This window comes from Mesorhizobium sp. M0862 (assembly GCF_040319795.1).
In the GTDB taxonomy this organism is placed as follows: Bacteria; Pseudomonadota; Alphaproteobacteria; order Rhizobiales; family Rhizobiaceae; genus Mesorhizobium.
In genome coordinates this window covers 116,551-143,457 of the sequence record NZ_JAMYOJ010000003.1, presented here as the reverse complement: position 1 = coordinate 143,457, position 26,907 = coordinate 116,551, and the positions used below count along the sequence as shown (strand labels likewise).

Below are 26,907 nucleotides of genomic sequence, written 5' to 3'. Positions count from 1 at the left end.
GGCTGTTCTCAAATACGATGTGTCAGGGGGTCGGGCTCAACAGCCCGCCATGGAACGCTGCCCCGCGACGGACGTTGTTGCCGACGAGCGATTTGTCGCGAAAGGCACCGCCATGAAGAAAATCTACCAAAAGCCGACGCTCGTGAAGCGAGGCAGGCTCACCAGCCTGACGGCTCAGATCGTCGCTTCTGGGGTCATTCTGGGGGAATGATCCCCCAGATAAGGGAAGGGATAAATCGATGAGCGAGCGCGGCGTTGATTTCCTGCAGGGCTGGATCCACGAGCACCTGCCGGGCGAACTGCCTGCCGACAAGGCAACGGCTCGAACCCTAACCACGCGAGCTGCCCTGGATGCTCGGCATTTAGGCCTTGAGGTCAGCGAGATCGAAGAGGATCTCGGTCCGCTGGAACGGGTGATTTTCGAGGCGCTGGATCAGCCCGATATCTGAGCCCCCGATATGAGCCCATTGCAGGCGATATTGGCCCATCGCCATCCTGGCGGGGGCTTTTCCGTGATGGCATCCGTGGGTGCGCAGCCCTAGGCAGCCCGCGCAGCTGACGCGGCCCGTGCCGGCGGCAGTTCGAACACAGTGGCGCCGTTCTCCCGGCCGCGTTCGACATAACCGATGACGCGGAACCATTTGCCGACGTCCGCCCGCTGCAGCCAACTGCGCGAGTGGATGGGAAGGTTGCCGGCCAGCGCCTGAATGTGGCGGATGTGGCGCCTGCAGAAGCGGACCGTCGCGGCGCTGAAGAAACCCTCCTGCGCGGCAAACAGCGTGTCGGCGGCGTCGCTGTTCTCGTGCCAGGCGACGATCGCCACCGTCTTGTCGCCCTCGACCAGCGCGTGCGCCCGGCCTTCCTTCAAATTCATCATCAAATTGTCGTAGGCAACCTTGCTGTCCTTGCCGGCGGCCACATACTCGTCCGACATCCGCGTGGACAAATCCCGGAAAACACTTTCGAGGTCGCCGATCGTAGCTGCGCGTGCTCGCATTTCTCCTCCTGCAGCCCCGGCAGGCAGTTTGCCCCAGGGAAAGGGGATCACCAAGCAAATCAAATCCGCCATTTGGCCGATGCGCGCAAAGTGATTTCAGAAGGCGGGTTTATTGCGTTGGCAAATCGCTCCCGTGGAACCGAACTTGCCTCCCCCGAATTGACTCGCGATCGCGTTCGGAGGGAAGCATGCAAGATCAGCATTTCGATGAGCCGGTTCGCGTGGCGCTCGGCAGGTCCAGAAACATGATCTACAAGGTGGAGCGTGTCGCGCAGGCCGCTGACATCCTCATGAACCGATGGCCCGTGAAGACAGGCGGCTATCACGTCGCCGCCCGCAAAGCCTGCCTTGGCGTTCTGGAAGGCCTTCAAGAGGCGCGCTATGCCCGCGCCGCCTTCGTCAACGCGGCGATCGAGGCCGATATACTGGTCGAGCGCGACCGCGAGGGTTGAGCGGTCCATCGCCTCTTTGTTTGGCGTGAGGTAAACTGGCAGACCGGTCGGGAGCCTTCCATGTGCAACGACTATGAGCAGCATATTCTCTGGGCTGAATATTGCCGGATGCTGGAGTCGCTGGCACTCGAGATCCCGACCCATCAGACCGAACTTGACCTGCCGCGGGTTGATGACATCCATATCAACGATCCAGCCCCGATCATGCGCGCCGCCGGCGACACTGGCGTTGTTGAACTGACGTCGATGACGTTTGGATTTCCGCTGGCCGGCCCGAAAGGCGGACCAGTGTTCAACTTCCGCTCCGAAGGCCGGCAATTCGCCGGCAGCAAACGCTGCCTCGTGACGGCATCCGCCTTCTTCGAGTTCACGGGCACGAAGTATCCGAAGGCAAAGCATCGCTTCACGCTCAACGGCTCGCCGTTCATGGCCATCGCAGGGCTTTGGCGTGAAGCTGCCGGCAACAAGCCGCCAACCTTCACCATGCTGACAACCGAGCCTGGACCGGATATTGCGCCCTATCACAGTCGGCAGGTCGTGGTGCTTCGGCCCGGCGATTGGGCGGCTTGGCTCAGTCTGACGAAGCCGGAAGCCGAACTGCTGCAGCCGCTTCCAGCCGGCTCGCTGCGCGTGGAGACCGTGCGCCCCGAAAGTTCATAACTCGGTTGCGCAGGCTTGCCGGCACAGCCGGCAGGCCGAGATCAAGCATTTGATGTCTTCAAAGAAAACTGGTGCCCAGAGGCGGATTCGAACCACCGACACGCGGATTTTCAGTCCGCTGCTCTACCAACTGAGCTATCTGGGCCTCGCCGGCAAACGAGACATCGCCTGACCGGATTTCAGGAAAGCGCCGTGGGGCACCCCTTGAAAGCGCGTGGGTTATAGCACGGGAATCCGGCCTGTCCAGCGCCTAAGCGCTGATTTTCCGGGGCAATTGTCGCAGACAATACCGACGCCGGCAAAGCAGCAATTGCGTAAGGTCGGCGAAGTGGAATTGCGCGGCCGGCACCGCCCAAACCCTACTTCGGCTCGTCGCTCTCGTCCTCGTCATCCCGCGCGGTGATGACATAGGCGCCCTTCAGCCAGCGGTTGAGGTCGATGTCCTTGCAGCGCTTCGAGCAGAACGGATAGGTCTCGCGCGCCGACGGCTTGCCGCATTCGGGGCAGGGGCGCTTCGGGCGCAGTGGTGTGACCTTATCGTCCAGGCTCATGGCCGCGCGGTATGCCAGCTGGTGTGGACCTTGAAGCCTTCGCCCGAAAGCAGCGCCACCGTCTCGTAGAGCGGCAGGCCGACAATGTTGGTGTAGGAGCCGACCAGCTTGACGACGAACGAACCGGCGAGACCCTGGACGGCATAGCCGCCGGCCTTGCCGCGCCATTCGCCGGAGGCGACATAGGCGTCGATCTCCTCGCGTGGAAGCCGCTTGAAGCGTACCCTGGATTCAACCAGCCTTTGGCGCAGCTTGCCGCCCGGCGTAATCAGGCAGATGCCGGAATAGACCCGGTGCGAACGGCCCGAAAGCAGTCCAAGGCAATTGGCGGCGTCGTCCAGCGTCTCGGCCTTGGGCAGGATGCGGCGTCCGACCGCGACCACCGTATCGGCGGCCAGCACGAAACTTGGCGCATAGTCTTCCTCGCTTTTCAGCGAGGCCAGCGCCTTCTCGGCCTTTTCCTTCGACAGCCGCTTGGCCAGCGAGCGCGGATGTTCGGCGCGCAGCGGCGTTTCGTCGACATCGGCTGGCAGCACGCGGTCCGGCTCGATGCCGGCCTGTTGCAACAGTTCGATCCGGCGCGGCGAACCAGAGGCAAGCACGAGCTTCTGCAGGATGCTCATCGCGGTTCGCGCCGGACTGTTACTTGAAACGGTAGGTGATGCGGCCCTTGGTCAGGTCATAGGGCGTCATCTCGACCAGGACCTTGTCGCCGGTCAGCACACGGATGCGGTTCTTGCGCATGCGGCCAGCCGTATGGGCGATGATCTCGTGTTCGTTTTCGAGCTTCACCCGGAACATCGCGTTGGGCAACAATTCCGTCACGACACCCGGAAACTCGAGGACTTCTTCCTTCGGCATTCGATACCTTTGCTTGGATTGCAGTTCCGGCGCCCTGGAGCGCCCAGGCCGGAATTTCGGCGGAACCTATATGATAATCGTGCGCTTGTGAACACGCTTAGATCGCGTCATATGCGACGCGCTCCAAGGTTTCGTTTTATGCATGTCGTTGTCTCAAAACCGGGACCGCTTTTGAGCGACATGCATCAATCCGCCGCGTTTTTTACCTCCGGAAGCAGAAAACGTCGGCTGATGCGCGCTTTCAGCCGTTCTCTCACGTCGCGATAGCTGGCCATGATCTGCTCGCGCCTGCCGCCGACATCGGTCGGATCCGGCATCGGCCAGTATTCGACGTCGACGGCAAGCGAGCGGGTGAGTTCGAGCGCGGCGTGGTGGGCTTCCGGCGCCAGGGTGACGATCAGGTCGAAATAATCGTCCTCGAGATCGTCCATCGAGCGCGGCTGGCGCTCGCCCAGCGTCAGGCCCTCTTCGGCCAGCACCGCGTCGACGAACGGATCGCGCTCGCCCCTGTGCACGCCGGCAGAGGCGACGAAAGTGGCCGGCGGCAGCATGCGCCGCGCCAGCTGCTCGGCCATCGGTGAGCGCACGGCGTTCATGCCGCACAAGAACAGGATCGAGCGGGGCGCCCCAGTCAGGTCTAACCCCGCCAGTGCAGCACGCAGACCAGCGTGAACAGCCGCCGCGCCGTGTCGAAGTCGATGTCGATCTTGCCGGCCAGCCGGTCCATCAACGTCTGCGAGCCTTCATTGTGCAGGCCGCGCCGGCCCATGTCGATCGCCTCGATATGGCTCGGTGTCGAAGAGCGGATGGCGTCGTAATAGCTTTCGCAGATCAGGTAGTAGTCCTTGACGATGCGCCTGAGCGGCGTCAGCGACAGGATATGGGTGACGACATCAGCACCATCCTCGCGGGCGACCGCAAACACCAGCCGGGATTCGGCCAGCGAGAGCTTCAGCCGATAAGGCCCGGCGCCGTCATCATTGACCGGCTGAAAGCTGTTTTCTTCGATCAGGTCGAAGATCGCCACCGCGCGCTCATGTTCGACATCGGGCGTCGAACGGCCGATCGACTCGTCGAGCTCGACATCGATCAGCCTTGCGCGGGTTTGATCGCCGTCCGCCATCGCCGCCTACATGTTCAGCCGGATGGCGACGGAGCGGCCATGCGCGTCGAGGCCTTCCGCCTTGGCCAGCGCAATCGCCGCCGGCGCAAGTGCTCTCAGCTGCTCCGGCCCGAGCTTCAGGATCGAGGTGCGCTTGACGAAATCGAGCACCGACAGGCCCGAAGAGAAGCGCGCCGAACGCGCCGTCGGCAGCACGTGGTTGGAGCCGCCGACATAGTCGCCGATGACTTCGGGCGTATGGCGTCCCAGAAACACAGCACCTGCATTGCGCATCCTGGCCAGGAAGCCTTCGGCATCGTCGATAGCAAGCTCGACATGTTCCGCGGCGATGCGGTCGACCAGCGGCAGCGCGGCCTCGATGGTCTCCACCAGGATCACCGCACCGAAATCGCGCCAGCTGGCAGCCGCCGTCTCGGCGCGCGACAGGTTCTGCAGCTGCCGCTCGACCGCCTGTTCGACGGCCTTGCCGAAGGCCGGATCGTCGGTGATGAGGATCGACTGCGCCGACACGTCGTGCTCGGCCTGCGCCAGAAGATCGGCGGCGATCCAGTCGGGATCGTTGCTGCCGTCGGCCACCACCAGCACTTCAGACGGTCCGGCAATCATGTCGATGCCGACCGTGCCGAACACCTGGCGCTTGGCGGCGGCGACATAGGCATTGCCCGGTCCGACGATCTTGGCGACCGGCCGGATCGTCTGCGTGCCATAGGCAAGGGCGGCAATCGCCTGCGCGCCGCCGACGCGGTAAATCTCCGAAACGCCTGATATATCGGCTGCCACCAGCACCAGCGGATTGATGATGCCGCCCGGCGCCGGCACGACGATGACGATGCGCTCGACGCCCGCCACCCTGGCCGGCACGGCGTTCATCAGCACCGAGCTTGGATAGCTTGCCGTGCCGCCCGGCACATAGAGCCCGACCGCCTCGATCGCCGTCCAGCGCGAACCCAACTCGACCCCGGCGGCATCGGTATAGCGATCGTCCTTGGGCATTTGTCGCTCGTGATGGGATCGGATGCGGTCGCGCGCGAACTTGAGCGCATCGACCGTCTGCGGATCGGCGTCTTTGTAGGCCTGCGCGATGTCGTCCTTCGACACGGCAATGCCGAGGCTATTGAGGTCGGCCTTGTCGAATTTCAGCGTGTAGTCGACCAGGGCAGCGTCGCCCTCGGCACGAACCCGCGCAATGATGGCGCGCACGGCAGTGTCAACGTCTTCCGATACCTCCCGCTTGGTGGTCAGGAAGGCGGCGAAACGCTGCTCGAAACCGGCATCGGACTGGATAAGCGTAATGGCCATCGGCTGCGTCTAGATCGTGATGAGACTTGGTTGAAATCTCATCACGATCTAACCCTTTGTTGGAGCAAGATCTCTGGACAAACGATTCCCGTTTTGTCCAACAAAAACCGGCACCCACTTTTTGGGATCATGCTCTAGACCCTGTGCACCGGACGCGAGGTGGCTTCCCAGGCGCCGCCTATGTCGGCAAGCCGCGCCTCGATGCATTCGACGTCGAGCATGATCGCGCCGCCGCCGGAAAAGACCAATTCGACGATGCCGGCCGGCTTGCTGATTTCGATAAAGCTGATTGCCAGAAGCGACAGCACCTCGGTCGGCCGATCGCGGGCAATGCCGCTGGTCTTGGCGCCGAGCACGCGGTCGAAATGCAACACCGCCTGGCGCCGCTCATTGTGCTGGCTGAACAGCCCGGACTTCGCCTCCCAGACGAAGCGGTTCATGGTCAATATGAAACGCTTGGCCGAAGGCAGGTATTCGAGATCCGAGACCTTCATCACGGCGTCCTGGACGTGAGCCGAGACGATGCTCAGATCCTGATCGTCGAGCGCAATGAGTTTGAGGGCTGCCATGCCGAATGCACACCTGAAAGTTGGTTTCAGCCTTCTGTTAGGCGGTCTTTCCGGTCCGTGCAACCGCGACACAAACTCAACCCGAGGCTAGGGCCTCGGGTTTGAAGTGTTGGTAGCGAATGAAGGCAGCACCAGACGCCTGTCTGTCTGAAGCAACTGCCGTGCGGTCAAGCCGAAATCCGCTCGATCACCGCGCCGCAATTGGAGAGCTTTTCTTCCAGCCGCTCAAAACCGCGGTCGAGGTGGTAGACGCGGTTGACCGTCGTTTCGCCTTCGGCCGCCAGACCGGCGATGACCAGCGACACCGAGGCGCGCAGATCGGTCGCCATCACGGGCGCGCCCTTCAGCTTGGAGACGCCGTCGACGATCGCCGTTTGGCCGGACAGCGTGATGTGGGCGCCGAGCCGGGCCAGTTCCTGCACATGCATGAAGCGGTTTTCAAAGATGGTCTCGGTGATGCGCGACTTGCCTTTGGCCATGGTCATCAGGCCCATGAACTGCGCCTGCAGATCGGTCGGGAAGGCCGGGAACGGCGCCGTCGTTACGTCGACCGGCGAAATGCCGGCGCCGTTGCGCCGGACGCGAATGCCGGAATTGGTCGGCGTGATCTCGGTACCGGTCTGGGCAATCACATCCAACGCGGTCTGTAGCAGCTCGGGGCGGGCGCCTTCGAGCACGACATCGCCGCCGGTCATGGCCACAGCCATGGCATAGGTCCCGGTCTCGATGCGGTCGGGGATGACGCGCACTCGCGCGCCCGACAGCGATTCGACGCCATCGATGGTGATGGTTGGAGTGCCGGCGCCGGAAATTTTTGCGCCCATGGCGTTGAGGCATTCGGCGAGGTTGACGATTTCGGGCTCGCAGGCGGCGTTTTCCAGCACCGTCTCGCCCTTGGCGAGCGCCGCCGCCATCATCAGCACATGGGTGGCGCCGACGGAGACTTTCGGGAACACATAGCGATTGCCGACGAGGCGGCCGTTCCTGGTCTTGGCCAGCACATAGCCAGTGTCGACATCGATGTCGGCGCCCAGCGCCTGCAGGCCTTCAAGGAACAGGTCGACCGGCCGCGTGCCGATGGCGCAACCGCCGGGAAGCGACACTTTCGCCTCGCCCATGCGGGCCAGCAGCGGGCCGATCACCCAGAACGATGCCCGCATCTTCGACACCAGCTCGTAAGGCGCGGTCGTGTCGACGATGTTGCGGGCCGAGAAGTTGATGGTGCGCGAATAGCCCTCATTCTGCTTCTCGCGGCGGCCGTTGACCGAATAGTCGACGCCGTGATTGCCGAGAATGCGGATCAGCTGCTCGACATCGGCCAGATGCGGCACGTTTTCCAGCGTCAGCGTGTCGTCGGTGAGCAGCGAGGCGATCATCAGCGGCAAAGCAGCGTTTTTCGCGCCCGAAATCGGAATGCTTCCGGCGAGCTTGTTGCCGCCGACAATTCTGATGCGATCCATGAGAGAAATGTCCCCTCGGCCCGAAAGGCCGGTTTTCGTCAGTTTGAGTATCGGCCCGTCTAGACCATTGGCCGGCTTGGTTCAAGAAATAGGATTTCTGAGCCCCTTTGGCCAAGGTGACCGGCCAGTGTGGCTGATATCGGTCAGTCCTTGTGCATTTTTTCAGCAGCCGGCAGTCCTTCGGGCCGCTGGTCAGGATCACCGGTGCGCCGCGAGCGCGCTTGCGTCTTGCGCTTCATGAGATTGGCGCGCAGCTGCTCGGCCAGACGGTCCTTGCGGTCAGTCCCGTCCTTTTTTTCCGGATCAGCCTTTTTCGGTGGAATTGTCTTCTCGTCCATCGTTCCGTCCCGCCCGCAACTGGCAGGGCCTGCCGTTCAAGGGATAGCTAGCATTGTGGCGCCGCCGTGTCAGCGAAACTTGTCTGGCAAAGCCGTTCACAGACGCCTTGCGCTTGCCGGTTCTATATGGCAGAAGCCCCGCCATCAGCGGCTGCGGTAGCTCAGTGGTAGAGCACTCCCTTGGTAAGGGAGAGGTCGAGAGTTCAATCCTCTCTCGCAGCACCAGCCTATCCCATTGATTGGGAACAACTAACTGAATTTGCTATGGTATCGGCCGTCTCCAGTGGTACACAGGAGCGATACACATGGGCCTATTGATGCCGACGCCAGTCCGAAACCCAAAGACCTCCATTTATGAACTTCGTGTCCGCGTTCCCGCCGACCTAGTGGAAATTGCTCGCGGGAAGGTCGTCGGCCTTCCAGTCGGGGATAGGGTCAGGCAAGTCACGAGCGGGGACGCGGTAAAGGTATCGCTCGGAACCAGAGAGCCTAATGAAGCCAAAACCAGACACGCCGCAGCCTATGCGGCGCTGACATCTTTCTGGGCTGCGCTCCGGAATGGTCCGGCAGCTCTGTCGCAAAAGCAGACTTTCGCACTCGCTGGTGAGGCTTATGCCGCATTTCTGGCCGCGTTTGACGAAAACCCGGGGTCCGCTGAACGTTGGCAGAGGGTGTTACGGGTAAACAGCGCGGCGAAGGCGGGCAAGCTCAATCCGCTCGCCATTCCCGACCAAACCCAACGGCTAAAAGACATCGAAGCGCGATTTGGTGATTTGGTCTCCGGCCTGATTGCCAACAAGGGCCTTGTCATTGACGACCAGAGCCGCCGCAACGTCCTGATGACAGTGGCCGATGCCCTTGACCGGGCGGCGGCGATCAATCTCGCCAAGGCCGATGGAGACTACTCCGGCGCTGGAATTACTGCTGTTTACCCGGCGTTTGAAAAACCCGGCGCGAGGCCGACAGCTGGGAATGCTGCGTCCAAGATTTCTTTGGTCTCCATTATCGATGAAGAAAAGCGACGCCGATCGCTAGGAAAAGATGCAGTCGGGCTTAATGCCAAAACGGAGCAGAAATTTCGTCGGCACACCGCCAGTTTCACCGCATTCGCGAAAACAGACGACGCATCCACAATCACGACAAAGCTCGTCCGCGATTGGATGGAAGACGTGCTCGCAAACGCCCAGGTGAGCAACCGCACCGTCAAGGATATGCTGTCGAGCCTACGGACGGTCGTACAGTGGGGCAGGGAACATCATCCGGACGTGTTTCACCCGCTCGCCAACCCGGTTTCCGGCGTCACCCCACCCGAGACAAGATCCCGGCCCAGCAGCGATCTTACATACACCCTTGAAGAAGCGAAGCGCGTCCTGGCGGGGGCTCGCAAATCCACCAACCACAACACCCGTTGGCTGCCTTGGTTGTGCGCCTACTCCGGGGCGAGGGTGGAGGAAATAGCCGGGTTGCGAAGGGAAGATTTTTTCAAATCGGGTGATGACTGGTTCTACCACGTGAGAGCGAAACCGAACCGGTCGATCAAGAACAGCAACAGCGAGCGGCGTGTTCCTGTTCACCCGGCACTTGTCGATGAAGGCTTGATCGGCTTTCTAGGCAAAGCGAAGCTTGGCGTCCGGCTTTTTACCAGATCGCCATCGCAAGACATCTCTCGCTTTGTGAGGGGCACAATCAAGATTGAGCGAGACGTTCCCCCCAGTCACGGATGGCGGCATCTGTTTGAAGACCTCTGCACGGCCGCAGGTGTATCGGACGATGCACGGGCTTACATCACGGGGCGAGGAACGGGCACCTCACGGGACCGGTATGGTCGCAGTGACGCGATGTTGCCGGGGCTGGCACGAGAGATGAAGAAGTTGAAGCGGTTTTTCTGATCTCACCGAAGGGCGGAAGCGGGGATTGGTCTCCCCGCTCGCAAGGCCCGACGATTAGGCTGGGATCGCTGCCATCGTCGCAAGCCGGTCCACCTCATCATTGTAGGGATCGCCGCTATGCCCCCGGACCCACTCCCATACAATGTCGCGTCCCTCCGCCAGCGCGTCGAGTGCCTGCCAAAGGTCAGTGTTCTCGACCGGTTTCTTGTCGCTCTTACGCCACCCCCGCTCCTTCCAGCCCGGGAGGTAGACCCTGATCCCATCGATCAGATAGCGGCTGTCGCTCACGAGCACTATGGGGTCCGGCTCGTCGGCCTTCAGAAACTCAAGGGCGCGAATGGCCGCCGTTAGCTCCATTCGATTGTTGGTCGTCTCTAGCTCGCTTCCCCTGAGCCGTTTTACCCTAATCTCTGTTGAACCTTCGATCCTGCGAAGGACAACGGCCCAGCCGCCTTTTCCGGGGTTTGGGCTGCATCCACCGTCTGTATGGATGAGAATATGGCGGCCCGATGGTCGAATTTGCGTGCTTGTGTTCATGTTTTCCTTTTCTGTGTGGGCGGTGCCTCCGGGACGAAAACCGCTTGTTCATCCCCTGACGACCAGTTCATTGTCTTAGAAAGATCGCGACCGGGTGCCATCGTCTTCGGAAGGGCTCCGATAATTCTGCTCAATTCCATTCGGACGTTGGTTGTCGTCGCCGACTCGCAGCCAACGACTTTCGATTTAGGTGTTTTCTGTCGTGTGTGGCGGGCTGTCCCGCCTGTGCAAATTGCACACCTGAAGGATGCATAGCTGTCGCGGTGCGAAGTCAGAAGTCGGTGTCGTCCTCGTTGTAGCCGACCGGCGCCAGCCACGACGCCATTGCTTCCGCGAACTGACTACCGCCCCACTTGGCCACCGCTTCCCCGAACTCCTCGGGATACGTGGGTTTGCGAGGCCCAAACGCTTTTACAAGCCCCCGAACATAGCGGTCTATCAGAGCTTCCCGCATGGCGTCCGTGTACTCAAAATCGCTATCTCCTTCCATCGCTCGTAGCGTTTCCGCATAGCTCCCCACGTCAACCGTCTGTTCCTCCACTTTCCTGTAGAGTGACCGCATGTTGGCTACGGTCCGTTCACTCACGCCCGCCGCTTCCGCCGTCTTCCGCTTGGAATGGGCGCCCAGGATCACGAGACGCCACGCGGCCTCTAGGCGCTCCGACTGGGTCATTGGAAGCTTCACCTTCTGGTTTCGCTTCGCAGCCTCCGCTATGGCCTCGGCAAGCGTCCCCTCAAACCACTCGACGGGCACCGAACCTTCGACCTTCGCTGCCCTATACGCGGCCAAGCGGTGGTGCCCGTCGATGCAGTAGGCGCTCTTACCGACGGCGTAGACCGTGACCGGATCAAGCACCTGCTCACCCTCGCGCTTCGCCTCCAGTGCTCGCTGCAAAGCCTGGACGTGGAAAGGCTCGGTAACTCCGCTGGTTGCTGCTCCGGTACGCACTTGGAATACCGCAGGGGCAACGAGAACGTGACCAAGTATGAGCCGGCGTGGCCTCGTAGTCGGCACATCCCGTCCGGCTTCGGCCTTTAGCCACGCTACGGCCTCGCGAAACGTTTCAGGCATCACTGGCGCCCGAGTGTGCGCCGCTCCCTCCAAGGTCGTCGTCAGCACGGCGGCGCGAGGGCGTTGCTTTGGTGATATGGCTTCGGGGCTTGGCGTCACACGAGCTCCCTAAGTGCTTGGCTGATTTCATTGGTCATTGCTTGTGTCCTTTCTTGATCACGTTTTTCGAGTTCGGCGAGTTGAAGTCCGGCGCCCCCAAAGGCGGCGGCTAGGTCACGAGCGACAATCATTCCCGCCTTGGGACTAAGCTCCCGGTAGACCCGTTCCTGCTCGCCCGTTCGGTGGTCGAAGCGAAGGCCCGAGTGTCTGCTGGAGAGTGCCCGCACCCGCTTCACTAGCTGGAGGCGAAAGGCGGCATCGGATAGAAACCGCTCCGGCCTCTCGCTCCAGAACATGAACATCGCCATTGCAGCGACGGCTATGTCCCTTGCGGAGCATTCGGCATCGAGGTTCACCACCTCATGCGCCGCTTGGCGCTGGTATCGGCTTTGAACCCGATTGCTCGCCGTGTCCTTTGCCGAACTTGCCAGAGCGGCCCAGCGGGCATCCAAGTGGCCCCAAAGTGGACTATGGGCGTTCTTGGCGATACGCTCGCGGACGCGGGCAACGTAGGGCGCAAGCTCGCTCCGCCTGATGGCAGTCTGCTCGACATCGCCCTGGCGCCGTAGTCGGCTCTTGTGTCGCTTACAGTGCGGACTGAAGCGAGAAGACGTGGGTGCGCCGCAGTGTCGGACACGGCACGCTGCGCTCATCGGCTGCCCGTCTTTACCAAGCAGAATGCGGATCGCATCTCTTGGACTGCGATGTCGAGGCAACTTGAGACGGCGGCGTCCGTCACCGGCTTGCCGGCCGCGATTTCGAAAGCGGCTTCGTAAAGGCCCGCTGCGGCATTCACGGACGCAAACAGCACCGACCTTTCCGTCGCTGTCAGTGGTTGGGCACGGCCCGCTTGCATTTCCTCAATGGACTGCTCCATCTCCGCTATCGCTTCGATGAACACGTCCTCGTAAAGCTCGTTGGGGTAGTTGTTGTCGTTTACGTGGTTCATTGATTGTCCTTTTTTGTACCCGCCCCCAGAGGGACGGGAATGATTGATGTGAAAGGAGACCGGGGGTGCCGGTCCCGCAAAGGAATTCATTTTTCCATTCTTTTGATGTGCCGCCGGTTGGTCGTGCTGACCGAAACCGGTTCGCGGTGCCCCGTGCGCAAAACTGCCCACTCTCCGCTTCCCTCGCCGGCACTACCCGGCTTGGCGGCTATGCGAGGTCCAGATTTCCGGCGCACGTAGCAAGGTCACCCTTGCTGCCCGCAACCGGTCCCGTATCCGGACCCGCTCCATTTTATGGTTCGATTGGGGGACATCGTCTTCCCCCATCACGGTCTCGCTCACGGCCCCTTTCGGGAACCGCTTGGCATGGATGCAATCAACCGGGCCGCAGCCAACTGTTTTGAGTTTTTCGCTTCGATGGACGAGCGACCGTGGCTGGCCTTGGCTCCCTTTCGGGGCCCCGATGCAGCCACTAACGCAATATGGGTTGTCCGCGCCCGGCCGTCAACAGAAAAAGTTATAAATTACAATAGGTTAGCAGGAATTGGTGCACACTTTTGGAACCTAATCCAGTGCCGGCCCAGCGGTTTCAACGGCTTGGACAGGCGCTGTGCCCGGGTTGTGCCCGAAAGTGTGCCCGAAAAAAGTTGCTGCGGGCGACCCTGTTAATCATAGTCGCCTTCGAGGGAGGACGATTTGCGAGCGGTCTTGGGAATAGATGCGGCCTGGACGTCGACCCAGCCGAGCGGCGTTGCACTGGCGGTTGAGGTCCCCGGCGGCTGGCACCTACGAGCAACAGCATCCTCTTACGGCGCCTTCTGTGCGCTTCCAGAGAGCACGACGACGCGACCCGGCTTGATCGGAGGTGCTTCCGAGGCGTTAGAGGCAGCCCATGCCTTGGCGGGAAGTCCGGTCGATCTGGTCGCGGTCGACATGCCGCTTTCGCGAAAGCCTATCATAGCTCGCCGCGCCAGCGACGATGCTGTCTCTCGGGCGTACGGAGGGCGATGGGCCGGAACGCATACGCCGAGCGCCGTCCGCCCCGGCGCCGTAAGCGACACTCTGCGGGCCGCCTTTGAGCAGAAAGGCTACAAGCTGCGCACCTCCGGGCACGTCTCTCACGGCCTAATTGAGGTCTATCCCCACCCAGCTCTGATCGAGTTCGCTTCTGCCGAACGGCGACTTCCGTACAAGTTCGGCAACCGACGCAGCTACTGGCCCGACGAGCCCACGACGATCCGCAGTCTCAACATTTTTCGCGAGATGAAGGGCATTGCGTCCCTGATGGAAAACGAAATCTCGGGCGTGGAAGCGGCGATGCCGGAACTCGACTATGCGAAAGCGAGCGGTCGAGAGTGGAAAGCCTATGAAGACATGCTTGACGCAGTCGTCTGTGCGGCGGTGGGCATTTGCGTGTTGGAAGGTCGAGCGGTGCCTTTCGGGGACGACCAGTCGGCGATCTGGATACCAAAGCCGGGCTCTGCGAAATCGGGGGTGGAATGGCCCCTCCTGTGACGTCTGCCGGAGACTACCGACCGACGATCATTCTCACGACTGCCACCGCTCCGCATATGCCGTAGAGCGCGATGAAGGTCATTGCCAACGTGTAAGCCATCTCGATGCCCCCTACCTGCCCCAGGCCGCAAGCGCCTTCTCGGCCGCCGCAGGGTCTTCCTTGATCCGCAGCACAGTCTGGCGCGTGAGCCCTGACGTCTTGGCTATGGCGGACGTTCCTTGCCCCTGCGCAAGCATGTCTGTGACGGCCCGTAGCACGGCCCTGTCATAGCTGGGCTTGCGGCCCCGGTAGCGGTCCTCCTGCGCACGAGCCGCCTCTATGCCTGCCCGCTGGGCCTCTTTCGTGGCCTCGGCCTGCGCCTGTGCGGTTGCCGCCATGAAGGCTATGAGCGCGTCCCTTACGGCCTGCTGCATGGGGTCTCTCGTTGCCCCGTCGAAGGTCATGTTGTTAATGACGGTTCGGACCACTACGCCCTTGCGCATCAGCTCCCGAATGGTGTCGCAGACGTCCTGATAGTTGCGGCCCAGCCGGTCCACCCAGCGCACCACAAGCGTATCCCCCCGGCGCAGCGTGTCTCGAAGCCTGCGGCCCTCGGGGCGCTCGGCAAGCGTCGTGCTCACTCCGGAGACCCCGTGGTCGGCCACTATGTCGTCAATGGTGAACCCTGCGGCCTCCGCGTGGGTCCGCTGGTGGTCGAGCGTCTGGTCAACAGTCGAAACGCGGGCATAGAGAATGGTCTTGGACATAGGCTTCCTCGGTGTCCGTTAGCGTGATGTACGCTGACTAACCTGTCCGTTGGGCTATGTCAACCCTAACGGACACTCGTTCGGACACGGCGAACTCTGTACGCTGGGCTATACCCTAACGGTCGAGTGGGAGTATTTCGAGATAGGAGCGATGACGGTACCTACGGTATGGAGGAACACGAGAATCCAAAACCTCCTGACGCCCCGAATCCCACACCACCCAGTGCCACTCTCCATCCTGCTTGACGTTGGTCTTTAGGATCGCATCGAACGGCAACTCGGCCGGCGTTTGGTTCTTCTTCAATCGAACAAGTCTCGGCCCGGTTTGAATGCCCAGTGAGGCAAGCGCTTGCCGTAGGTGGCCAGTGTTGGTGTATCCTCCCGGCCAGTCTCCAAACATATGCTTTCGGGCTTGCGAGTAGGTGATATCTGCGATCATTGCGACGCACGCCACGCCACAACCGTTCTCATCGCTCTGTTTCACGAGCCGCATGGTTACCCCTCGTCCGAAGCCTAGACGGTACGGGGGGTATCGCGCGGCTGCAACTGTCCAGTTCGACCCCTCGGATTTTTCGCTTATTTTCGACCGTGGCCCGCCTCCCTACGTGCCGGGCATCTCTCGATGTCGCACAGGTTGCCACCAAACCGACGAAGTATTAGGCGTCGCGGTGAGCAGATTCCCCCCGGTGAAGGACGAGGCGTAAATGGTTGTCGGTAAAGCGTTGTTGCAGGCCTTAGTCCCTGTGTGCCTCGGCGTCATAGCGATTCCAGCGGCCGCAAACGACATGGAGTTGCTGGGAAGAGCGATGAACGAAAAGCCATTCACAATCGCGGTGGACATGAGTGTCAAATTGGCGTCGTGTAAGCTCTCCGCTCACGAGAGATCGCGGACCGACATTATTCGCCGAGCGGCGCTCGATGTGGCTGCCGAACGGCTGAAAGTGAGCCTTGGCAAAGTCCGCTCATTGGCGTCCGACTTTGCTGCCGAGGCTGCGCAGCTCCAAGTCAAAGAGGGCTCGGCAGAAGCTTCTTGTGCTTACCACAGAGCATGGTTGTTGGGCCGATCTTAATTGCTGGCCAATCCTTGGGCCAAGACGCGGAACTTGGCCTTGCGGGAGCTTCCTGTCCGGTCTCGGCGAGAGATCGACCTGTCATTCCACCTCCGGCCCTGTTATGAGCCAATCGACTGATTTAGGGGGCGCCCAATGCATGAAAAGAACTATCGTGAGCTCGCGGTTCGGACTGCCCAAGGGGCAACCCCCGTGCTGAGCGACGCGCTTCAGGCTTGGACGCTGAAGCTCCTCGACATTCGCAACTCGGACCTGCCTGCACACGTGAAAGCGAAGCATGCTATCGCCGCAACGATCTCAAGCAAAGTCATCTGGCCGATCGTGAAAATCGTCGCCTTACAGACCAAGAGCCAGGGCTGGGACAACCGGACAACTGCCCAACGGTTGGGCCTTGGTGCCGCTGCTGTCGGCGTTGCACTGTTCGGCGGCCAGAGTGCCGGGATTGCCGCACTTGGCGGGGCCGTGGGAGTACCTCTTTGGGTGGTGCTTGGCGCGGGTTCGATGTTTGCTCGCTACCTTTACGAGGAACTCGGATCGCGTTCGCCGACAGGCCAAAACGGCGCGAGCTCAGTGATCGACGCGGAAAAGAATGACGACCGGGAACCGCCACGTCGCAAGTCACCCAGGCGGAGTTGACCCAAGACTTTCTGCATTGTGTCCGACACCTTGCAGAACGGCCGAATACCGTTGTCGGCAGCCCATCGGCATTTGTCGGTGTCAGCGAGAGCGCTTCTTGCTGTAAAGAAGCAATAGTTGAGCTTCACGATTCGCGCGTGCGCATCGATACATTGCAGGGGGTCGGCATGCCAAAAGAGAGCGACGAAACGCGCAAAGTCTTTCTCGATGCCAACGTTGTCATAGCGGCCGGCAAACCTCCGGGCGGCCCCGTATTGGCACGAGTTCGGGACCTCGTCGAAGCGGGCCTAATCACGGTGCTCACGACAGATCTGACAGTCACAGAGGTGGCAAAGAAGCACGCCGAGAACGACTTCAAAGTCATTGCTGAGGTCGGCCGCCCCCACTTTCGCAAGTTGGTCGAGGACGTGCTCGGAACGAAACTGCCTACGACGACCAAGGCAGAGATCAAGGCGAAGCTCATTGCCGCTTATGAGGTGGCAACGAAGGCAATGTTCGACGAGATAGGCGCGAAGACGCTAACGATCGATGACGTGAAGCCCTCGATTGTTTTCGAGGCGTACGCCAACTCTAATGGCTTCTTCAATGGTGAGGGGAAGAAAGATCAGTTCCCCGACGCGTTCATCTTTGAGTGCCTGAAGGCTGAAACTGACAAGGCTAATCCGGTCATCATCGTTTCGTCAGACGTCGATTTTGACAAACCGATCGTGGCGGAGGCCGATATTGCGCTGGTGAAGTCGATACCTGACCTCTTCAGCGAACTCGGGTTGCAGGTAAAGGCTCCAGAGATCGATAATTTTCTCGAACAGCATAAGGATGAACTGATTGCGGTCGCCAATTTGGAATTGGCCAATGCCGGATTAATCGGAGATGTTGAGGATTCCGAAATCGACGAGGTCTCAGTAATTGAAGTCGACGTTGGAGTGCTGAGAAGTTTCGGCTCGATTGAGAAAGACGGCCCTATCCTAGTCGTCGGTCAACTCATGATAACAGCGAACCTGTCCTACACCCACCCGGACTGGGACAGCGCCGCTTACGACTCCGAAGACAAAGTGCTTATCCCATTTGATGATGTAGCTGGCGAGACGGAGGTTCAATTTAAAGTCGACGTCTCGATGTCAATCTTAGTCGACGACAACGGTGATCCGGAAGAAATCGAAGAACTACGATTCCGACAGCGCGACTTTTACTTCGAGCTGCACCCGTTTGAGGACTACAAATAACTGGTTGGCCTAAACGTCCCATTGTCTTGCACTGCACGGTCCATCGAGTGGCATTTGCAAAAGGAGACCCCACCCCCGGCCTCGTTGTCGAGCTGCAGTGGCAGACTTCAGATGATCCGGGGAGCCGCGCTATCAAGTAGTTAATCACGGGCTACCCGAGGGGGGATGTCTGGGGTCCCTAACGTCTAACCCTTCGGATTTCTATTCCTAATCCTAACCAGGTCCGGGTTCGGCTATCTCATAAGCAGGAGCCTTGGTGAGGATTCCATCAGCGCCGGGATTGTTCGGTGCGATGTCAGGGGCAGGAAGCTTGAGAGGTCGTGTGGGGGCTGACCATGAGCGAGGGTCTATTGGCACATGATCGCCAGCGCTGTCGCCTCCAACCTGACGAAGCGAGCCGGCCATCTCATTCTGCAGAAGGATCACAAACCGGCGCCGCGCTTCCCACACTTGCCCTCTGAGTTTCAGACCATCCTCATTCCCGTAGACCACCAGGTGCCTTGCGACGTAGCAGGCCCGTAGCACCTGGTCCAAGACACGGACGCGGATACCTTCATCGCTGACGGCTGCTCGATTTTCAAATTGTACATTCGGGAAAAATAGCCGGCCTCGATCAACAAGAGCACTGGCGCGATGGCTGAGTGCCTCTATCGCCGCTGGGCCGTATACGTTTTCCGTCGTCAGAGGTGCGCAGGCGGTTTCGATTTCCGCCATGACGTCGATAACCTCTCCGCCCCATCTCGTCATCTCTGTATCGCGCTGACGTTCCCGATTTCTTTTTTCATCCTCCCTGTAGCGCTTTTCATCTTCGCGGTAGCGTTTGTCGGTGCTCCAAGCCAGGTACGATTGAATGAGCGTTGTGATCCCGAACAATACAGCGGCCAACGCGGCAACAGATTCCCAACCCATCTCGCCCATCCCAAGTTCGATTGGTCTTGCGACCTCTGCGGATCAAACTAGACTAGACCCCACGTGTCCCGCCAGCCTATGCCCCTAACTCGCTTACTGTGGTATTCCAACCGGCAGAGACCTCTGTCGATGGAAGCGCGATGCGTTCCCCAACCGTCCGATGAGCGTGAAAATGATGGAGTAGCGCTTGCTCAGCATAGTACGCTGTTTGTGCATCCTTGAACCACACGCGTCGTACAATCTCCCACTCCTCATTTAACACCTCCGCCGGGACATGAGAATTAATTTCGTCCAGTCGGCGATCGGGATCGACGCTCATACCGGCCTTCCAGATATCGCGAGCGCCGAATCTCAAAAGATAGGTAAAACAGGGGCCGTCACAGCTTTTGACGACCAACGCCTCATAACTCGTTGGAGGTGGTCCCTTGGAGTTTCGCTTTGTAGTACGTCGTTTGACTCGTCGCGGCGTGCTTTGAGGAAATACGACCGGCCTCGCCAGTGGAACGTCAAAATGTCCGAGCCTCAGTACCTTTGAAGCAAGACGCTTGGGTAGCAGCCAAGGACTGTTCCTAGCGCTCACTGGAACATGGCCAAGCACCTCCCTCGTCACAGGGTAGGGCTGTTCGAACTCCCACGCTCTGAGCGTTCGGACTGCCCAAGGCCATCGGAATTCTCCGTGTTCCCTAATGTTAGCTGCGATAACCGCCTCTGAAAAATACTGCTCAACTCTCCCCCTCTCATCGGCAAATTCCATCATTCCCACGATCCTTCCGCGCATGGCGTCAACGGGAGCCCTCTTGGTTGCCAGAAAAACCATCCTGCTCCCGGGCTCAAAATCTTTGAGAAGGGATCGAGCGGCGGATTCCGAACTGAAAGTCACAGCCGGCCAACCGATCGGATCGAATCCGTGGAAGTACTTTGCATATACCTTCATTGACTTGCCCTCCCTGCCGCAGAATGCCTTGTGCGTTTGAGATTGCAAAGGGTGATGCAGGCTGGTGTATTCGAGCCGATTCGAAGGGGGCATCATGGCAACTGGTCGCGTAACACAAGCCGAGATCAACAAGGCTGCATGGGCTGCGTGTGACACCTTCAGGGGCACGGTCGACGCATCGGTCTACAAGGACTATGTGCTCACCATGTTGTTCCTGAAATACATCTCCGATGTGTGGAAGGATCACTACGAGACCTACCACAAAGAGCACGGCGACCATCCAGACCTCATCGAGGCGCTGATGAAGAACGAGCAGTTCGTGCTGCCGAAAGGCGCGAGTTTTTATGATCTCCATCGCGACCGCCACAAGGCCGGCAATGGCGAGCGCATCGACAAGGCGCTTCATGCCATCGAAGAGGCGAACGGCAACAAGCTCCGTGACGTGTTCCAAGACATATCCTTCAACGCAAACAAGCTCGGCGACGAAGAGCAGAAGAACGACATCTTGCGTATGCTCCTAGAGGACTTCGCCAAGGACAGCCTGGACCTCAGGCCAAGCCGGGTCGGCAGTCTCGACATTATCGGCGGCGCTTACGAATACCTCATCTCCCGTTTCGCGGCGTCGGCAGGCAAGAAGGCTGGCGAGTTCTACACCCCTGCCGAAGTCTCCACGTTGATGGCGCGGCTAGTCGAGCCCCAGGAAGGCGATGATATCTGCGATCCTACATGCGGCTCGGGGTCACTGCTGATGAAATGCGGCCAGGAGATCACCCGGCACACCGGCTCCCGCAAATATGCGCTCTACGGCCAGGAAGCGATCGGCTCGACCTGGGCGCTGGCCAAGATGAACATGTTCCTACACGGCGAGACCAACCACCAGATCGAATGGGGCGACACCATCGGCAACCCCAAGTTGCGCACAGCGGAAGACCGGCTACGCCATTTTGATGTCGTCGTCGCCAACCCGCCGTTCAGCCTCGACAAATGGGGATCGGAGAAAGCAGCCACCGACCGCTTCGGCCGCTTTCGTCGGGGTCTCCCGCCGCAGACCAAGGGCGACTATGCCTTCATCCTACACATGATCGAGACCATGAAGCCTCGCACCGGCCGAATGGCCGTGGTGGTACCCAACGGCGTCCTCTTCCGGGGTTCAACGGAAGGGGTGATCCGCCGGAAGCTCATCGAGGAGAACTTGTTGGATACGGTCATCGGCCTACCCGAAAAGCTGTTCTTTGGTACCGGCATTCCAGCGGCTATCCTCTTCTTCCGTAAGAAGAAGCCTGACGACACCGTCCTTTTTATCGACGCCAGCCGCGACTACGAAGAGGGCACCAACCAGAACCGACTGGGCGAAGAACAGCTGCATAGGATTTTCGTGGCTTTCGATGACCGCGTCTCCATCGACAAATATGCCCATCTGGCAACAGCCAAGCAGATCGCTGACAGCGGCTTCAACCTCAACATCCCTCGCTATGTCGACACTTTCGAGAACGAGGAAGAGATCGACCTTATGGTGGTGCGGGCGGAACGATTGAAGCTGAAGGCGGAGATGACCGAGCTTGAGACGAAGATGGAAGGGTACCTGAAGGAACTTGGCTATGATTCCTGAGGGGTGGGAGCGTCAGCCGCTGGGGGCAGTCTGCGAATTGGTAAATGGTCGGGGCTTTAAGCCGCACGAGTGGGGCGACACCGGCTATCCGATAATTCGCATTCAGAACTTGAATGGCGGTTCTGATTTCAACTTCTACGATGGCGATTTCAATCCAAAGATCCTGGTGAGACCGGGACAACTACTCTTTGCATGGTCTGGTAGCCGAGGCACGTCGTTTGGACCGCATATTTGGAACGGTCCAGACGCGGTATTGAACTATCATACGTGGAAAGTGCTTCCGACTAGCGAGACAGACCAACGCTTCTTGCACCAAATGTTGCGGCACATCACGGGTCAGATAGAGGCGTCAGCTCACGGTGCTTCTGCATTGGTGCATACTCAAAAGGGCGATATGGAGAAATGGCCTATCGCCGTGCCTCCGCTCTGCGAACAACAGAAAATCGCCGACATCCTGTCGACCTGGGATGCAGCTATTGGGACAATCGAGAAGCTGCTCGCAAATGCCGAAGCACTGAAGCGTGCCCTCATGCAGCAACTAGTCGCAGGAAAGCGGCGAGTGAATGGGTTTCAGGGTACGGAATGGCAGGTCGGGCAGCTCTCTGATGTCGCCTCGATCATCGTATCGAATGTCGATAAGAAAACCGTTGCTGGTGAAAAGCCCGTTCGCCTTTGCAACTACACTGATGTCTATACGAACAACGAAATTTATCCCGAAATGGCTTTCATGGCTGCAACAGCCACAGATGCACAGATCAAGAAATTTGCCCTCAAGAAGGATGATGTGGTTATCACAAAGGACAGCGAGACGCCGGCAGACATTGCGATACCGGCTTATGTTGGAAAGAGTGCTCCTGATCTTGTTTGCGGATATCATCTCGCTATTATTAGACCCAACAAGAGGAGCAGCGGGCGGTTCCTGAAGTACTATTTCGAGCACCCGATAACCCGACATCATTTCGCCTCTCGAGCGAACGGGGCTACTCGGTTCGGCTTGACGGTCGGCTCCATCGAAGAGGCTGTGATCCGTTACCCTGCACTGGAGGAGCAGGAGCGAATTGCCGATTACCTTTCAACGGTTGAAGACGAGATAGCGCATCTTCAAGCAGACGACGAACATCTCCGAACCGAAAAACGTGCACTCATGCAGCAACTCCTAACCGGCAAGAGGCGGGTCGCAGTGTGAACGCCCCCGAGCGCCCAAGCACCGACGAGGAAGCCCAGGCTAAGGTCCCGGCGCTCGCTTTGCTGCTGAAGCTCGGCTGGTCCTACCTGTTGCCGCAAGAGTGCCTGAGGCTTCGCGGCAGTGAGCGGGCTGTATTGCTGGAATCTGTGATCCGCGACCATCTCTCAGCTTGGCGCTTTGCCTATCGTGGCGCGAACCATGCGCTCTCCGCCAATGGCATCGCGCAGGTCTTGAAGGCGCTCAACGACACCGGCCTCAATGAAGGCCTGATCCCGGCCAATGAACGGGTCTGGAAACATCTCGCCCTTGGCGTCACAGTCTCAGAGTTTATGCCGGACGGGCACAAGCATTCCGTCACCGTGCCGCTGCTCGACTTCGCGGACCCTTCGAGAAACCGCCTCCACGCCACCGAGGAGCTTTCCGTCGAGCGAGAGGGCGGGCATGGCCGCTTCCGGCCTGACATCGTTCTCTATGTTAACGGCATCCCGTTGGCCGTCATCGAAGCCAAGCGCCCGAGCGGCAGCCATGCTGAAAAGCTGATGCTGGCCGAGGGCGTTTCGCAGCATCTCCGCAACCAGAAGCCCGACGGGATTCCCACACTCTATTCCTATGCCCAGCTCCTCCTCTCCATTTCCGGGCAGGAAGGCAGATACGCCACCATCGAGACGCCGGCCAAATTCTGGTCGCTGTGGCGCGAGGAGGAGATTCCCGCAGCTGACATCGACGCGAGGGTTAACGTCAGGCTCACTGCGCAGCAGCATTTCGCCCTGTTCGCCGAGCGCCCGCCTCATGTCGGCGCCTTCTTTGATGGCCTCTGGTCGAAGCCTGTCGCCCCGACGGGACAGGATCGGCTCATCGTCTCGCTTTTGCGTCCGGATCGTCTCCTGGAGTTCGTCCGCTACTTCCTCCTCTTCGACCGTAAGCTCGGCAAGATTGCTGCCCGCTATCCCCAGGTCTTTGGCATCAAGTCGATGCTGGCGCGGATGGAAAAGCGCAGCCTCGACGGCGGGCGTGAGGGTGGCGTCATCTGGCACACCACTGGCTCGGGCAAGTCCTTCACCATGGTCTTCCTACTGAAGGCGCTGCTGATCCACGACACCCTTGCCCGCTGCCGCATCATTGTCATCACCGACCGGGTCGACCTGGAGCGCCAGTTGTCGACCACCTTCATGGCGGGCGGTGCTTTCGGCTCTGCGGTGGCGACGAAGAAGGATGGTGAGAACGCCAAGGCGTCGTCAGGTCGCGACTTAGCGCAACGCATAGGCTCCGGCACGGAACGTATTATGTTCACGTTGCTGCAAAAGTTTAATTCGGCGACACGCTTCAAGGAATGCCACAACGCATCCGATGACCTCATCGTGCTGGTCGACGAAGGGCACCGCAGCCATGGCGGCGAGAACCATGAGCGGATGCGCAAAGCGCTGCCCAACGCCGCATTCATCGCCTTCACCGGCACGCCGCTGCTGAAGGAGAACAAGACGGAGAACAAGTTCGGGCCGATCCTTCACGCGTACACCATGCAGCGGGCGGTCGAGGACGGGACGGTGACCCCGCTGCTCTATGAGGAGCGCCGGCCGGTGGTCGACGTGAATGCCGAAGCGATCGACAAATGGTTCGACAAGATCACCACGGGCCTTTCCGACAAGCAGCAATCCGATCTGAAGAAGAAGTTCGCCACTCGTGGCAGCGTCTACCGCGCTGGCAACCGCATCGACCTCATCGCCTGGGACATCGCCACGCATTTCTCGCAAAACTTCAAGGAGCTTGGCGCCGGACTGAAGGCGCAACTGGCGACCGACAGCAAGCTCTCCGCGATCCGCTATAAGCATGCGCTGGACGCTACGAGCCTCGTCACCAGCGCCGTCATTATCTCGCCGCCCGACACCCGCGAGGGTCACGAGGACACCGACGAGTCGAAGACTCCGGAAGTCCAGAAATGGTGGGCCGCCAATGTAGGGTACGATGCCGAAGGATACGAGCGTCGCGTCATCCAGGATTTCGCCACGCCCGGTAAGCCCGACATCCTCATCGTTGTCGACAAGCTGCTGACGGGCTTTGACGAGCCGCGCAACGCGGTGCTCTATATCGACAAATATCTGAAGGAGCATAATTTGCTCCAAGCCATCGCACGGGTGAACCGGCTGCATGAAGCCAAGCAGTTCGGCTTTCTGATCGACTATCGCGGCATCCTGATGGAACTCGATACTTCGCTGCAAGACTATCAGGACCTCGCCGAGCGCACCCAAGGCGGCTACGACATCGAGGACATCGAAGGTACCTTCGCCGGTGTTGCGACCGAGTACAAACGCCTGCCTGGCCTCCATGCCGGGCTGTGGGCAATCTTCGGCAGCGTCAAGAACAAGGGCGACCGCGAGCAGTTCCGCCTGGTGTTGACCCCGGATTCGGTTCTTGGCGAAGACGGCGCAAGCTACGATCGCAATCAGAAGGTACGCGAGGATTTCTATGCCGCGCTGACCGAGTTCGGCATGTGCCTGAAGCTGGCGCTTTCATCCCGCGCCTTCTTCGAGGACGGCTCCTTCAGCGATGCGACGATCGCCGGCTACAAGAAGGACCTGAAGTTCTTCACCGAGCTGCGCATCCAGGCCAAGCAGGATGCCATGGAGACGGTCGATTTTTCGGCCTACGAGGAGCAGATACGCAAGCTGGTCGACAAGCAGGTCGTCGGCGTCGAGATCAAGGAATCGGAAGGCGTCATCGACCTCACGGGCTTCACCGACCACACGCAGGCCGGCTATGACGCGTCAGGGTGGAGCGACGACAAGGCCCGCGCCGAGACCGATGTCATCAAGACCCGGCTGACCAAAACCATAGAACAGACATTGGCCGATGACCCCTATGCCCAGGCGGTCTTTTCCGACCTGCTGCGCCAAGCGATCAAGGAGGCGGAATCCCTTTTCGATCATCCGCACAAGCAATACATTCTGTTCAAGGACCTGGAGGAAAAAGCGCGAATGCGGGCCAATCCCCATGTCCCCGACCGCTTTCCGGACAATCCCCATGCGCAGGCCTATTTCGGTCTGTTCCCGATCGTCGTGGGCGAGGTCGCCGCGCGGGATCGAGGCGAGGACTGGCTTGTCGCCGAGGCCTTCCACATCGACGGGATCGTGAGCAACTCGGTAGCGACATTCTCGATCAACCCGGCCAACATCGAGGCCGACATCAGGAACAGGCTCCTGCCGCGCTATTTCAAGGCGCTGGGAGGGCTGGACAAGGCCCAGGCGCTGGTAGACCGCATCGTCGAAATCGTTCGCCTGGGGGCATCCCGTGGCACTCTCTGAGCGCAACCTGTCGACGCTCCGCTATGGCGACGAGAACATCGCCTATGCCCTACGGGTCAACCCTTCCCGGCGCGAGCGCATCGCCATCCATGTTCATCCGGATGGAGCCGTCGAGGTCGAGGCCCCCGAGGACGCCAGCGAGGAGGCCATCCGCAAGGCCGTGATGAAACGCGCCCGCTGGGTCCTCCGGCACGTCACCGACGCCCGAAAGCGCTTCGAACATGTTCTGACACGGCAATATGTCAGCGGCGAGCAGGCACTCTATCTCGGACGCCGCTATGTCCTGAAGGTCATCCAGGTGTCCAAGGCCGAGCGGTCCATCAAGCTGAAGCGCGGCCTGCTTGTCGTCGCGACCGATAATACCGATAGGGCGGCGCTCCGGGCTCGCCTGCGGGCCTGGTATCGCGTCAAGGCGCGGGACTATTTCGCCGGCCGCATCGAGACCATTTCCAAGGCGCTGCCCTGGGTCCAGGAGCCGCCGCCGTTCCGGCTGCTCGACATGAAACGGCAATGGGGAAGTTGCGCGACGGGCGGCTCAGTCACGCTCAATCCGTTCCTGGTCAAGGCTCCACGCGAGGCGGTGGACTACGTTATCACCCACGAGCTTTGCCACCTCAGGGAACACAACCACAGCGCCGAGTTCTTCCGTCTTCTTACGCGCTCCATGCCGGGCTGGGAGACTATCAAGTCCCGGCTGGATCACAGCGCCGAGATTATTCTTAACGATTGACCCGGCTTGCACGGGTAAGAGCGACTTCTCTGCAAATCGGCGGAATTCGCGTCCGAGGTCGACGCGTTGCTAGAGGACGGACGCCGAGGGGGGCTGAGCGATGCAGCGAACGCTATCAGTTAACTTGCGGAGAAGCACCTGGCGGCGCGGAAAAGCTCCGCCATCCAGCTTGCTTCCTGCGACAAAGCAGTTG

At 60.0% G+C, this 26,907-nt stretch carries 30 protein-coding genes and 2 tRNA genes; 14 read left to right on the top strand and 18 right to left on the bottom strand.

Annotated elements, in window-relative coordinates; all coding sequences use genetic code 11:
* Positions 1 to 49 precede the first annotated feature (49 nt).
* Positions 50 to 211 (top strand): hypothetical protein, encoded by a 162-nt coding sequence (locus tag NKI15_RS05715; protein WP_023669672.1) that lies wholly within the window; start codon positions 50 to 52, stop codon positions 209 to 211.
* A 28-nt stretch (positions 212 to 239) separates the two neighbouring features.
* Positions 240 to 449, top strand: a complete 210-nt coding sequence (locus NKI15_RS05710) for a DUF768 domain-containing protein (RefSeq protein WP_023669673.1) — start codon at positions 240 to 242, stop codon at positions 447 to 449.
* Between the two features lie 89 nt (positions 450 to 538).
* Here the strand turns inward: NKI15_RS05710 and NKI15_RS05705 are convergent, their stop codons facing one another.
* Positions 539 to 997: a hypothetical protein gene (locus NKI15_RS05705; RefSeq protein WP_352885813.1), complete on the bottom strand. Its 459-nt coding sequence runs from the start codon at positions 995 to 997 to the stop codon at positions 539 to 541.
* A gap of 188 nt (positions 998 to 1,185) precedes the next feature.
* On the opposite strand from NKI15_RS05705, the gene NKI15_RS05700 reads away from it, so the two are divergent.
* Together NKI15_RS05700 and NKI15_RS05695 are read left to right on the top strand one after the other, a co-directional pair.
* A complete protein-coding gene (locus NKI15_RS05700; protein ID WP_023745324.1) occupies positions 1,186 to 1,449 on the top strand; it encodes a DUF982 domain-containing protein in 264 nt (87 codons plus the stop codon).
* A 60-nt stretch (positions 1,450 to 1,509) separates the two neighbouring features.
* On the top strand, positions 1,510 to 2,109 hold the full coding sequence (locus NKI15_RS05695) for an SOS response-associated peptidase family protein (protein WP_352885812.1): 600 nt from the start codon (positions 1,510 to 1,512) through the stop codon (positions 2,107 to 2,109).
* Between the two features lie 69 nt (positions 2,110 to 2,178).
* Here NKI15_RS05695 and NKI15_RS05690 read toward each other — a convergent pair.
* The 10 genes from NKI15_RS05690 to NKI15_RS05645 form a co-directional block, all read right to left on the bottom strand.
* Positions 2,179 to 2,254, bottom strand: a tRNA-Phe gene (locus NKI15_RS05690).
* Between the two features lie 214 nt (positions 2,255 to 2,468).
* The gene (yacG, locus tag NKI15_RS05685; protein WP_023669280.1) at positions 2,469 to 2,660 is read right to left on the bottom strand and encodes a DNA gyrase inhibitor YacG; all 192 of its coding nucleotides are present in this window, start codon (positions 2,658 to 2,660) and stop codon (positions 2,469 to 2,471) included.
* Entirely contained in the window at positions 2,657 to 3,283 is a 627-nt protein-coding gene (locus tag NKI15_RS05680) for a Maf-like protein (protein WP_023681911.1), read from the bottom strand. The genes yacG and NKI15_RS05680 overlap by 4 nt, the downstream gene beginning before the upstream one ends.
* A gap of 19 nt (positions 3,284 to 3,302) precedes the next feature.
* A complete protein-coding gene (infA, locus tag NKI15_RS05675; RefSeq protein WP_006200926.1) occupies positions 3,303 to 3,521 on the bottom strand; it encodes a translation initiation factor IF-1 in 219 nt (72 codons plus the stop codon).
* A gap of 185 nt (positions 3,522 to 3,706) precedes the next feature.
* Positions 3,707 to 4,171: an arsenate-mycothiol transferase ArsC gene (locus NKI15_RS05670; RefSeq protein WP_081725519.1), complete on the bottom strand. Its 465-nt coding sequence runs from the start codon at positions 4,169 to 4,171 to the stop codon at positions 3,707 to 3,709.
* Positions 4,159 to 4,644: a UPF0262 family protein gene (locus tag NKI15_RS05665; RefSeq protein ID WP_023669283.1), complete on the bottom strand. Its 486-nt coding sequence runs from the start codon at positions 4,642 to 4,644 to the stop codon at positions 4,159 to 4,161. The genes NKI15_RS05670 and NKI15_RS05665 overlap by 13 nt, the downstream gene beginning before the upstream one ends.
* 6 nt (positions 4,645 to 4,650) lie before the next feature.
* Entirely contained in the window at positions 4,651 to 5,943 is a 1,293-nt protein-coding gene (hisD, locus tag NKI15_RS05660) for a histidinol dehydrogenase (RefSeq protein ID WP_023732390.1), read from the bottom strand.
* Positions 5,944 to 6,077: 134 nt separating this feature from the next.
* Positions 6,078 to 6,512, bottom strand: a complete 435-nt coding sequence (locus NKI15_RS05655) for a DUF2948 family protein (protein WP_023818690.1) — start codon at positions 6,510 to 6,512, stop codon at positions 6,078 to 6,080.
* Positions 6,513 to 6,679: 167 nt separating this feature from the next.
* Positions 6,680 to 7,972: a UDP-N-acetylglucosamine 1-carboxyvinyltransferase gene (murA, locus tag NKI15_RS05650; RefSeq protein WP_023732388.1), complete on the bottom strand. Its 1,293-nt coding sequence runs from the start codon at positions 7,970 to 7,972 to the stop codon at positions 6,680 to 6,682.
* A gap of 143 nt (positions 7,973 to 8,115) precedes the next feature.
* Positions 8,116 to 8,310, bottom strand: coding sequence for a hypothetical protein (locus tag NKI15_RS05645; protein WP_023669287.1), 195 nt, complete (start codon positions 8,308 to 8,310; stop codon positions 8,116 to 8,118).
* Between the two features lie 150 nt (positions 8,311 to 8,460).
* On the opposite strand from NKI15_RS05645, the gene NKI15_RS05640 reads away from it, so the two are divergent.
* Both NKI15_RS05640 and NKI15_RS05635 read left to right on the top strand, forming a co-directional pair.
* Positions 8,461 to 8,535: transfer RNA gene (locus tag NKI15_RS05640), tRNA-Thr, on the top strand.
* Between the two features lie 80 nt (positions 8,536 to 8,615).
* Positions 8,616 to 10,199, top strand: coding sequence for a DUF6538 domain-containing protein (locus NKI15_RS05635; protein WP_352514694.1), 1,584 nt, complete (start codon positions 8,616 to 8,618; stop codon positions 10,197 to 10,199).
* 54 nt (positions 10,200 to 10,253) lie between these two features.
* Here the strand turns inward: NKI15_RS05635 and rnhA are convergent, their stop codons facing one another.
* From rnhA to NKI15_RS05615, 4 genes are all read right to left on the bottom strand, one after another.
* On the bottom strand, positions 10,254 to 10,736 hold the full coding sequence (gene rnhA / locus NKI15_RS05630; RefSeq protein ID WP_352514693.1) for a ribonuclease HI: 483 nt from the start codon (positions 10,734 to 10,736) through the stop codon (positions 10,254 to 10,256).
* Between the two features lie 271 nt (positions 10,737 to 11,007).
* Entirely contained in the window at positions 11,008 to 11,808 is an 801-nt protein-coding gene (locus NKI15_RS05625; protein ID WP_352514692.1) for a ParB/RepB/Spo0J family partition protein, read from the bottom strand.
* A gap of 95 nt (positions 11,809 to 11,903) precedes the next feature.
* On the bottom strand, positions 11,904 to 12,266 hold the full coding sequence (locus NKI15_RS05620; protein WP_352514691.1) for a hypothetical protein: 363 nt from the start codon (positions 12,264 to 12,266) through the stop codon (positions 11,904 to 11,906).
* 290 nt (positions 12,267 to 12,556) lie between these two features.
* Positions 12,557 to 12,856, bottom strand: coding sequence for a hypothetical protein (locus NKI15_RS05615; RefSeq protein WP_352514690.1), 300 nt, complete (start codon positions 12,854 to 12,856; stop codon positions 12,557 to 12,559).
* A 696-nt stretch (positions 12,857 to 13,552) separates the two neighbouring features.
* On the opposite strand from NKI15_RS05615, the gene NKI15_RS05610 reads away from it, so the two are divergent.
* The gene (locus tag NKI15_RS05610) at positions 13,553 to 14,371 is read left to right on the top strand and encodes a DUF429 domain-containing protein (protein WP_352514689.1); all 819 of its coding nucleotides are present in this window, start codon (positions 13,553 to 13,555) and stop codon (positions 14,369 to 14,371) included.
* Between the two features lie 111 nt (positions 14,372 to 14,482).
* Here NKI15_RS05610 and NKI15_RS05605 read toward each other — a convergent pair whose 3' ends face one another.
* Positions 14,483 to 15,118, bottom strand: coding sequence for a recombinase family protein (locus NKI15_RS05605; protein ID WP_352514688.1), 636 nt, complete (start codon positions 15,116 to 15,118; stop codon positions 14,483 to 14,485).
* Between the two features lie 704 nt (positions 15,119 to 15,822).
* Here NKI15_RS05605 and NKI15_RS05600 point away from each other — a divergent pair.
* From NKI15_RS05600 to NKI15_RS05590, 3 genes are all read left to right on the top strand, one after another.
* Positions 15,823 to 16,188 (top strand): hypothetical protein, encoded by a 366-nt coding sequence (locus tag NKI15_RS05600; RefSeq protein WP_352514687.1) that lies wholly within the window; start codon positions 15,823 to 15,825, stop codon positions 16,186 to 16,188.
* Between the two features lie 135 nt (positions 16,189 to 16,323).
* Positions 16,324 to 16,824: a hypothetical protein gene (locus NKI15_RS05595; RefSeq protein WP_352514686.1), complete on the top strand. Its 501-nt coding sequence runs from the start codon at positions 16,324 to 16,326 to the stop codon at positions 16,822 to 16,824.
* A gap of 137 nt (positions 16,825 to 16,961) precedes the next feature.
* Complete coding sequence (locus NKI15_RS05590) at positions 16,962 to 18,047, top strand: PIN domain-containing protein (RefSeq protein WP_352514685.1); 1,086 nt, start codon at positions 16,962 to 16,964, stop codon at positions 18,045 to 18,047.
* 213 nt (positions 18,048 to 18,260) lie between these two features.
* Here the strand turns inward: NKI15_RS05590 and NKI15_RS05585 are convergent, their stop codons facing one another.
* Positions 18,261 to 18,965: a hypothetical protein gene (locus NKI15_RS05585; protein WP_352514684.1), complete on the bottom strand. Its 705-nt coding sequence runs from the start codon at positions 18,963 to 18,965 to the stop codon at positions 18,261 to 18,263.
* 67 nt (positions 18,966 to 19,032) lie between these two features.
* The gene (locus NKI15_RS05580) at positions 19,033 to 19,890 is read right to left on the bottom strand and encodes a hypothetical protein (RefSeq protein ID WP_352514683.1); all 858 of its coding nucleotides are present in this window, start codon (positions 19,888 to 19,890) and stop codon (positions 19,033 to 19,035) included.
* A gap of 94 nt (positions 19,891 to 19,984) precedes the next feature.
* Between NKI15_RS05580 and NKI15_RS05575 the strand changes: the two genes are divergently transcribed.
* The 4 genes from NKI15_RS05575 to NKI15_RS05560 are packed head-to-tail and all read left to right on the top strand — an operon-like array spanning position 19,985 to position 26,714.
* Positions 19,985 to 21,499, top strand: coding sequence for a type I restriction-modification system subunit M (locus NKI15_RS05575; protein WP_352514682.1), 1,515 nt, complete (start codon positions 19,985 to 19,987; stop codon positions 21,497 to 21,499).
* On the top strand, positions 21,489 to 22,685 hold the full coding sequence (locus tag NKI15_RS05570) for a restriction endonuclease subunit S (RefSeq protein ID WP_352514681.1): 1,197 nt from the start codon (positions 21,489 to 21,491) through the stop codon (positions 22,683 to 22,685). Before NKI15_RS05575 ends, NKI15_RS05570 begins: the two co-directional genes overlap by 11 nt.
* Entirely contained in the window at positions 22,682 to 25,984 is a 3,303-nt protein-coding gene (locus NKI15_RS05565; RefSeq protein ID WP_352514680.1) for a type I restriction endonuclease subunit R, read from the top strand. Before NKI15_RS05570 ends, NKI15_RS05565 begins: the two co-directional genes overlap by 4 nt.
* Positions 25,971 to 26,714 (top strand): M48 family metallopeptidase, encoded by a 744-nt coding sequence (locus tag NKI15_RS05560; RefSeq protein ID WP_352514679.1) that lies wholly within the window; start codon positions 25,971 to 25,973, stop codon positions 26,712 to 26,714. The genes NKI15_RS05565 and NKI15_RS05560 overlap by 14 nt, the downstream gene beginning before the upstream one ends.
* Positions 26,715 to 26,907: the final 193 nt, after the last annotated feature.

Bases quoted from the DNA above. Each gene is read 5' to 3' on its own strand.
- NKI15_RS05715 (WP_023669672.1), top strand. From the start codon at position 50: ATGGAACGCTGCCCCGCGACGGACGTTGTTGCCGACGAGCGATTTGTC.
- NKI15_RS05710 (WP_023669673.1), top strand. From the start codon at position 240: ATGAGCGAGCGCGGCGTTGATTTCCTGCAGGGCTGGATCCACGAGCAC.
- NKI15_RS05705 (WP_352885813.1), bottom strand. From the start codon at position 997: ATGCGAGCACGCGCAGCTACGATCGGCGACCTCGAAAGTGTTTTCCGG.
- NKI15_RS05700 (WP_023745324.1), top strand. From the start codon at position 1,186: ATGCAAGATCAGCATTTCGATGAGCCGGTTCGCGTGGCGCTCGGCAGG.
- NKI15_RS05695 (WP_352885812.1), top strand. From the start codon at position 1,510: ATGTGCAACGACTATGAGCAGCATATTCTCTGGGCTGAATATTGCCGG.
- yacG (WP_023669280.1), bottom strand. From the start codon at position 2,660: ATGAGCCTGGACGATAAGGTCACACCACTGCGCCCGAAGCGCCCCTGC.
- NKI15_RS05680 (WP_023681911.1), bottom strand. From the start codon at position 3,283: ATGAGCATCCTGCAGAAGCTCGTGCTTGCCTCTGGTTCGCCGCGCCGG.
- infA (WP_006200926.1), bottom strand. From the start codon at position 3,521: ATGCCGAAGGAAGAAGTCCTCGAGTTTCCGGGTGTCGTGACGGAATTG.
- NKI15_RS05665 (WP_023669283.1), bottom strand. From the start codon at position 4,644: ATGGCGGACGGCGATCAAACCCGCGCAAGGCTGATCGATGTCGAGCTC.
- hisD (WP_023732390.1), bottom strand. From the start codon at position 5,943: ATGGCCATTACGCTTATCCAGTCCGATGCCGGTTTCGAGCAGCGTTTC.
- NKI15_RS05655 (WP_023818690.1), bottom strand. From the start codon at position 6,512: ATGGCAGCCCTCAAACTCATTGCGCTCGACGATCAGGATCTGAGCATC.
- murA (WP_023732388.1), bottom strand. From the start codon at position 7,972: ATGGATCGCATCAGAATTGTCGGCGGCAACAAGCTCGCCGGAAGCATT.
- NKI15_RS05645 (WP_023669287.1), bottom strand. From the start codon at position 8,310: ATGGACGAGAAGACAATTCCACCGAAAAAGGCTGATCCGGAAAAAAAG.
- NKI15_RS05635 (WP_352514694.1), top strand. From the start codon at position 8,616: ATGGGCCTATTGATGCCGACGCCAGTCCGAAACCCAAAGACCTCCATT.
- rnhA (WP_352514693.1), bottom strand. From the start codon at position 10,736: ATGAACACAAGCACGCAAATTCGACCATCGGGCCGCCATATTCTCATC.
- NKI15_RS05625 (WP_352514692.1), bottom strand. From the start codon at position 11,808: ATGCCTGAAACGTTTCGCGAGGCCGTAGCGTGGCTAAAGGCCGAAGCC.
- NKI15_RS05615 (WP_352514690.1), bottom strand. From the start codon at position 12,856: ATGAACCACGTAAACGACAACAACTACCCCAACGAGCTTTACGAGGAC.
- NKI15_RS05605 (WP_352514688.1), bottom strand. From the start codon at position 15,118: ATGTCCAAGACCATTCTCTATGCCCGCGTTTCGACTGTTGACCAGACG.
- NKI15_RS05600 (WP_352514687.1), top strand. From the start codon at position 15,823: ATGGTTGTCGGTAAAGCGTTGTTGCAGGCCTTAGTCCCTGTGTGCCTC.
- NKI15_RS05595 (WP_352514686.1), top strand. From the start codon at position 16,324: ATGCATGAAAAGAACTATCGTGAGCTCGCGGTTCGGACTGCCCAAGGG.
- NKI15_RS05585 (WP_352514684.1), bottom strand. From the start codon at position 18,965: ATGGGCGAGATGGGTTGGGAATCTGTTGCCGCGTTGGCCGCTGTATTG.
- NKI15_RS05580 (WP_352514683.1), bottom strand. From the start codon at position 19,890: ATGAAGGTATATGCAAAGTACTTCCACGGATTCGATCCGATCGGTTGG.
- NKI15_RS05575 (WP_352514682.1), top strand. From the start codon at position 19,985: ATGGCAACTGGTCGCGTAACACAAGCCGAGATCAACAAGGCTGCATGG.
- NKI15_RS05570 (WP_352514681.1), top strand. From the start codon at position 21,489: ATGATTCCTGAGGGGTGGGAGCGTCAGCCGCTGGGGGCAGTCTGCGAA.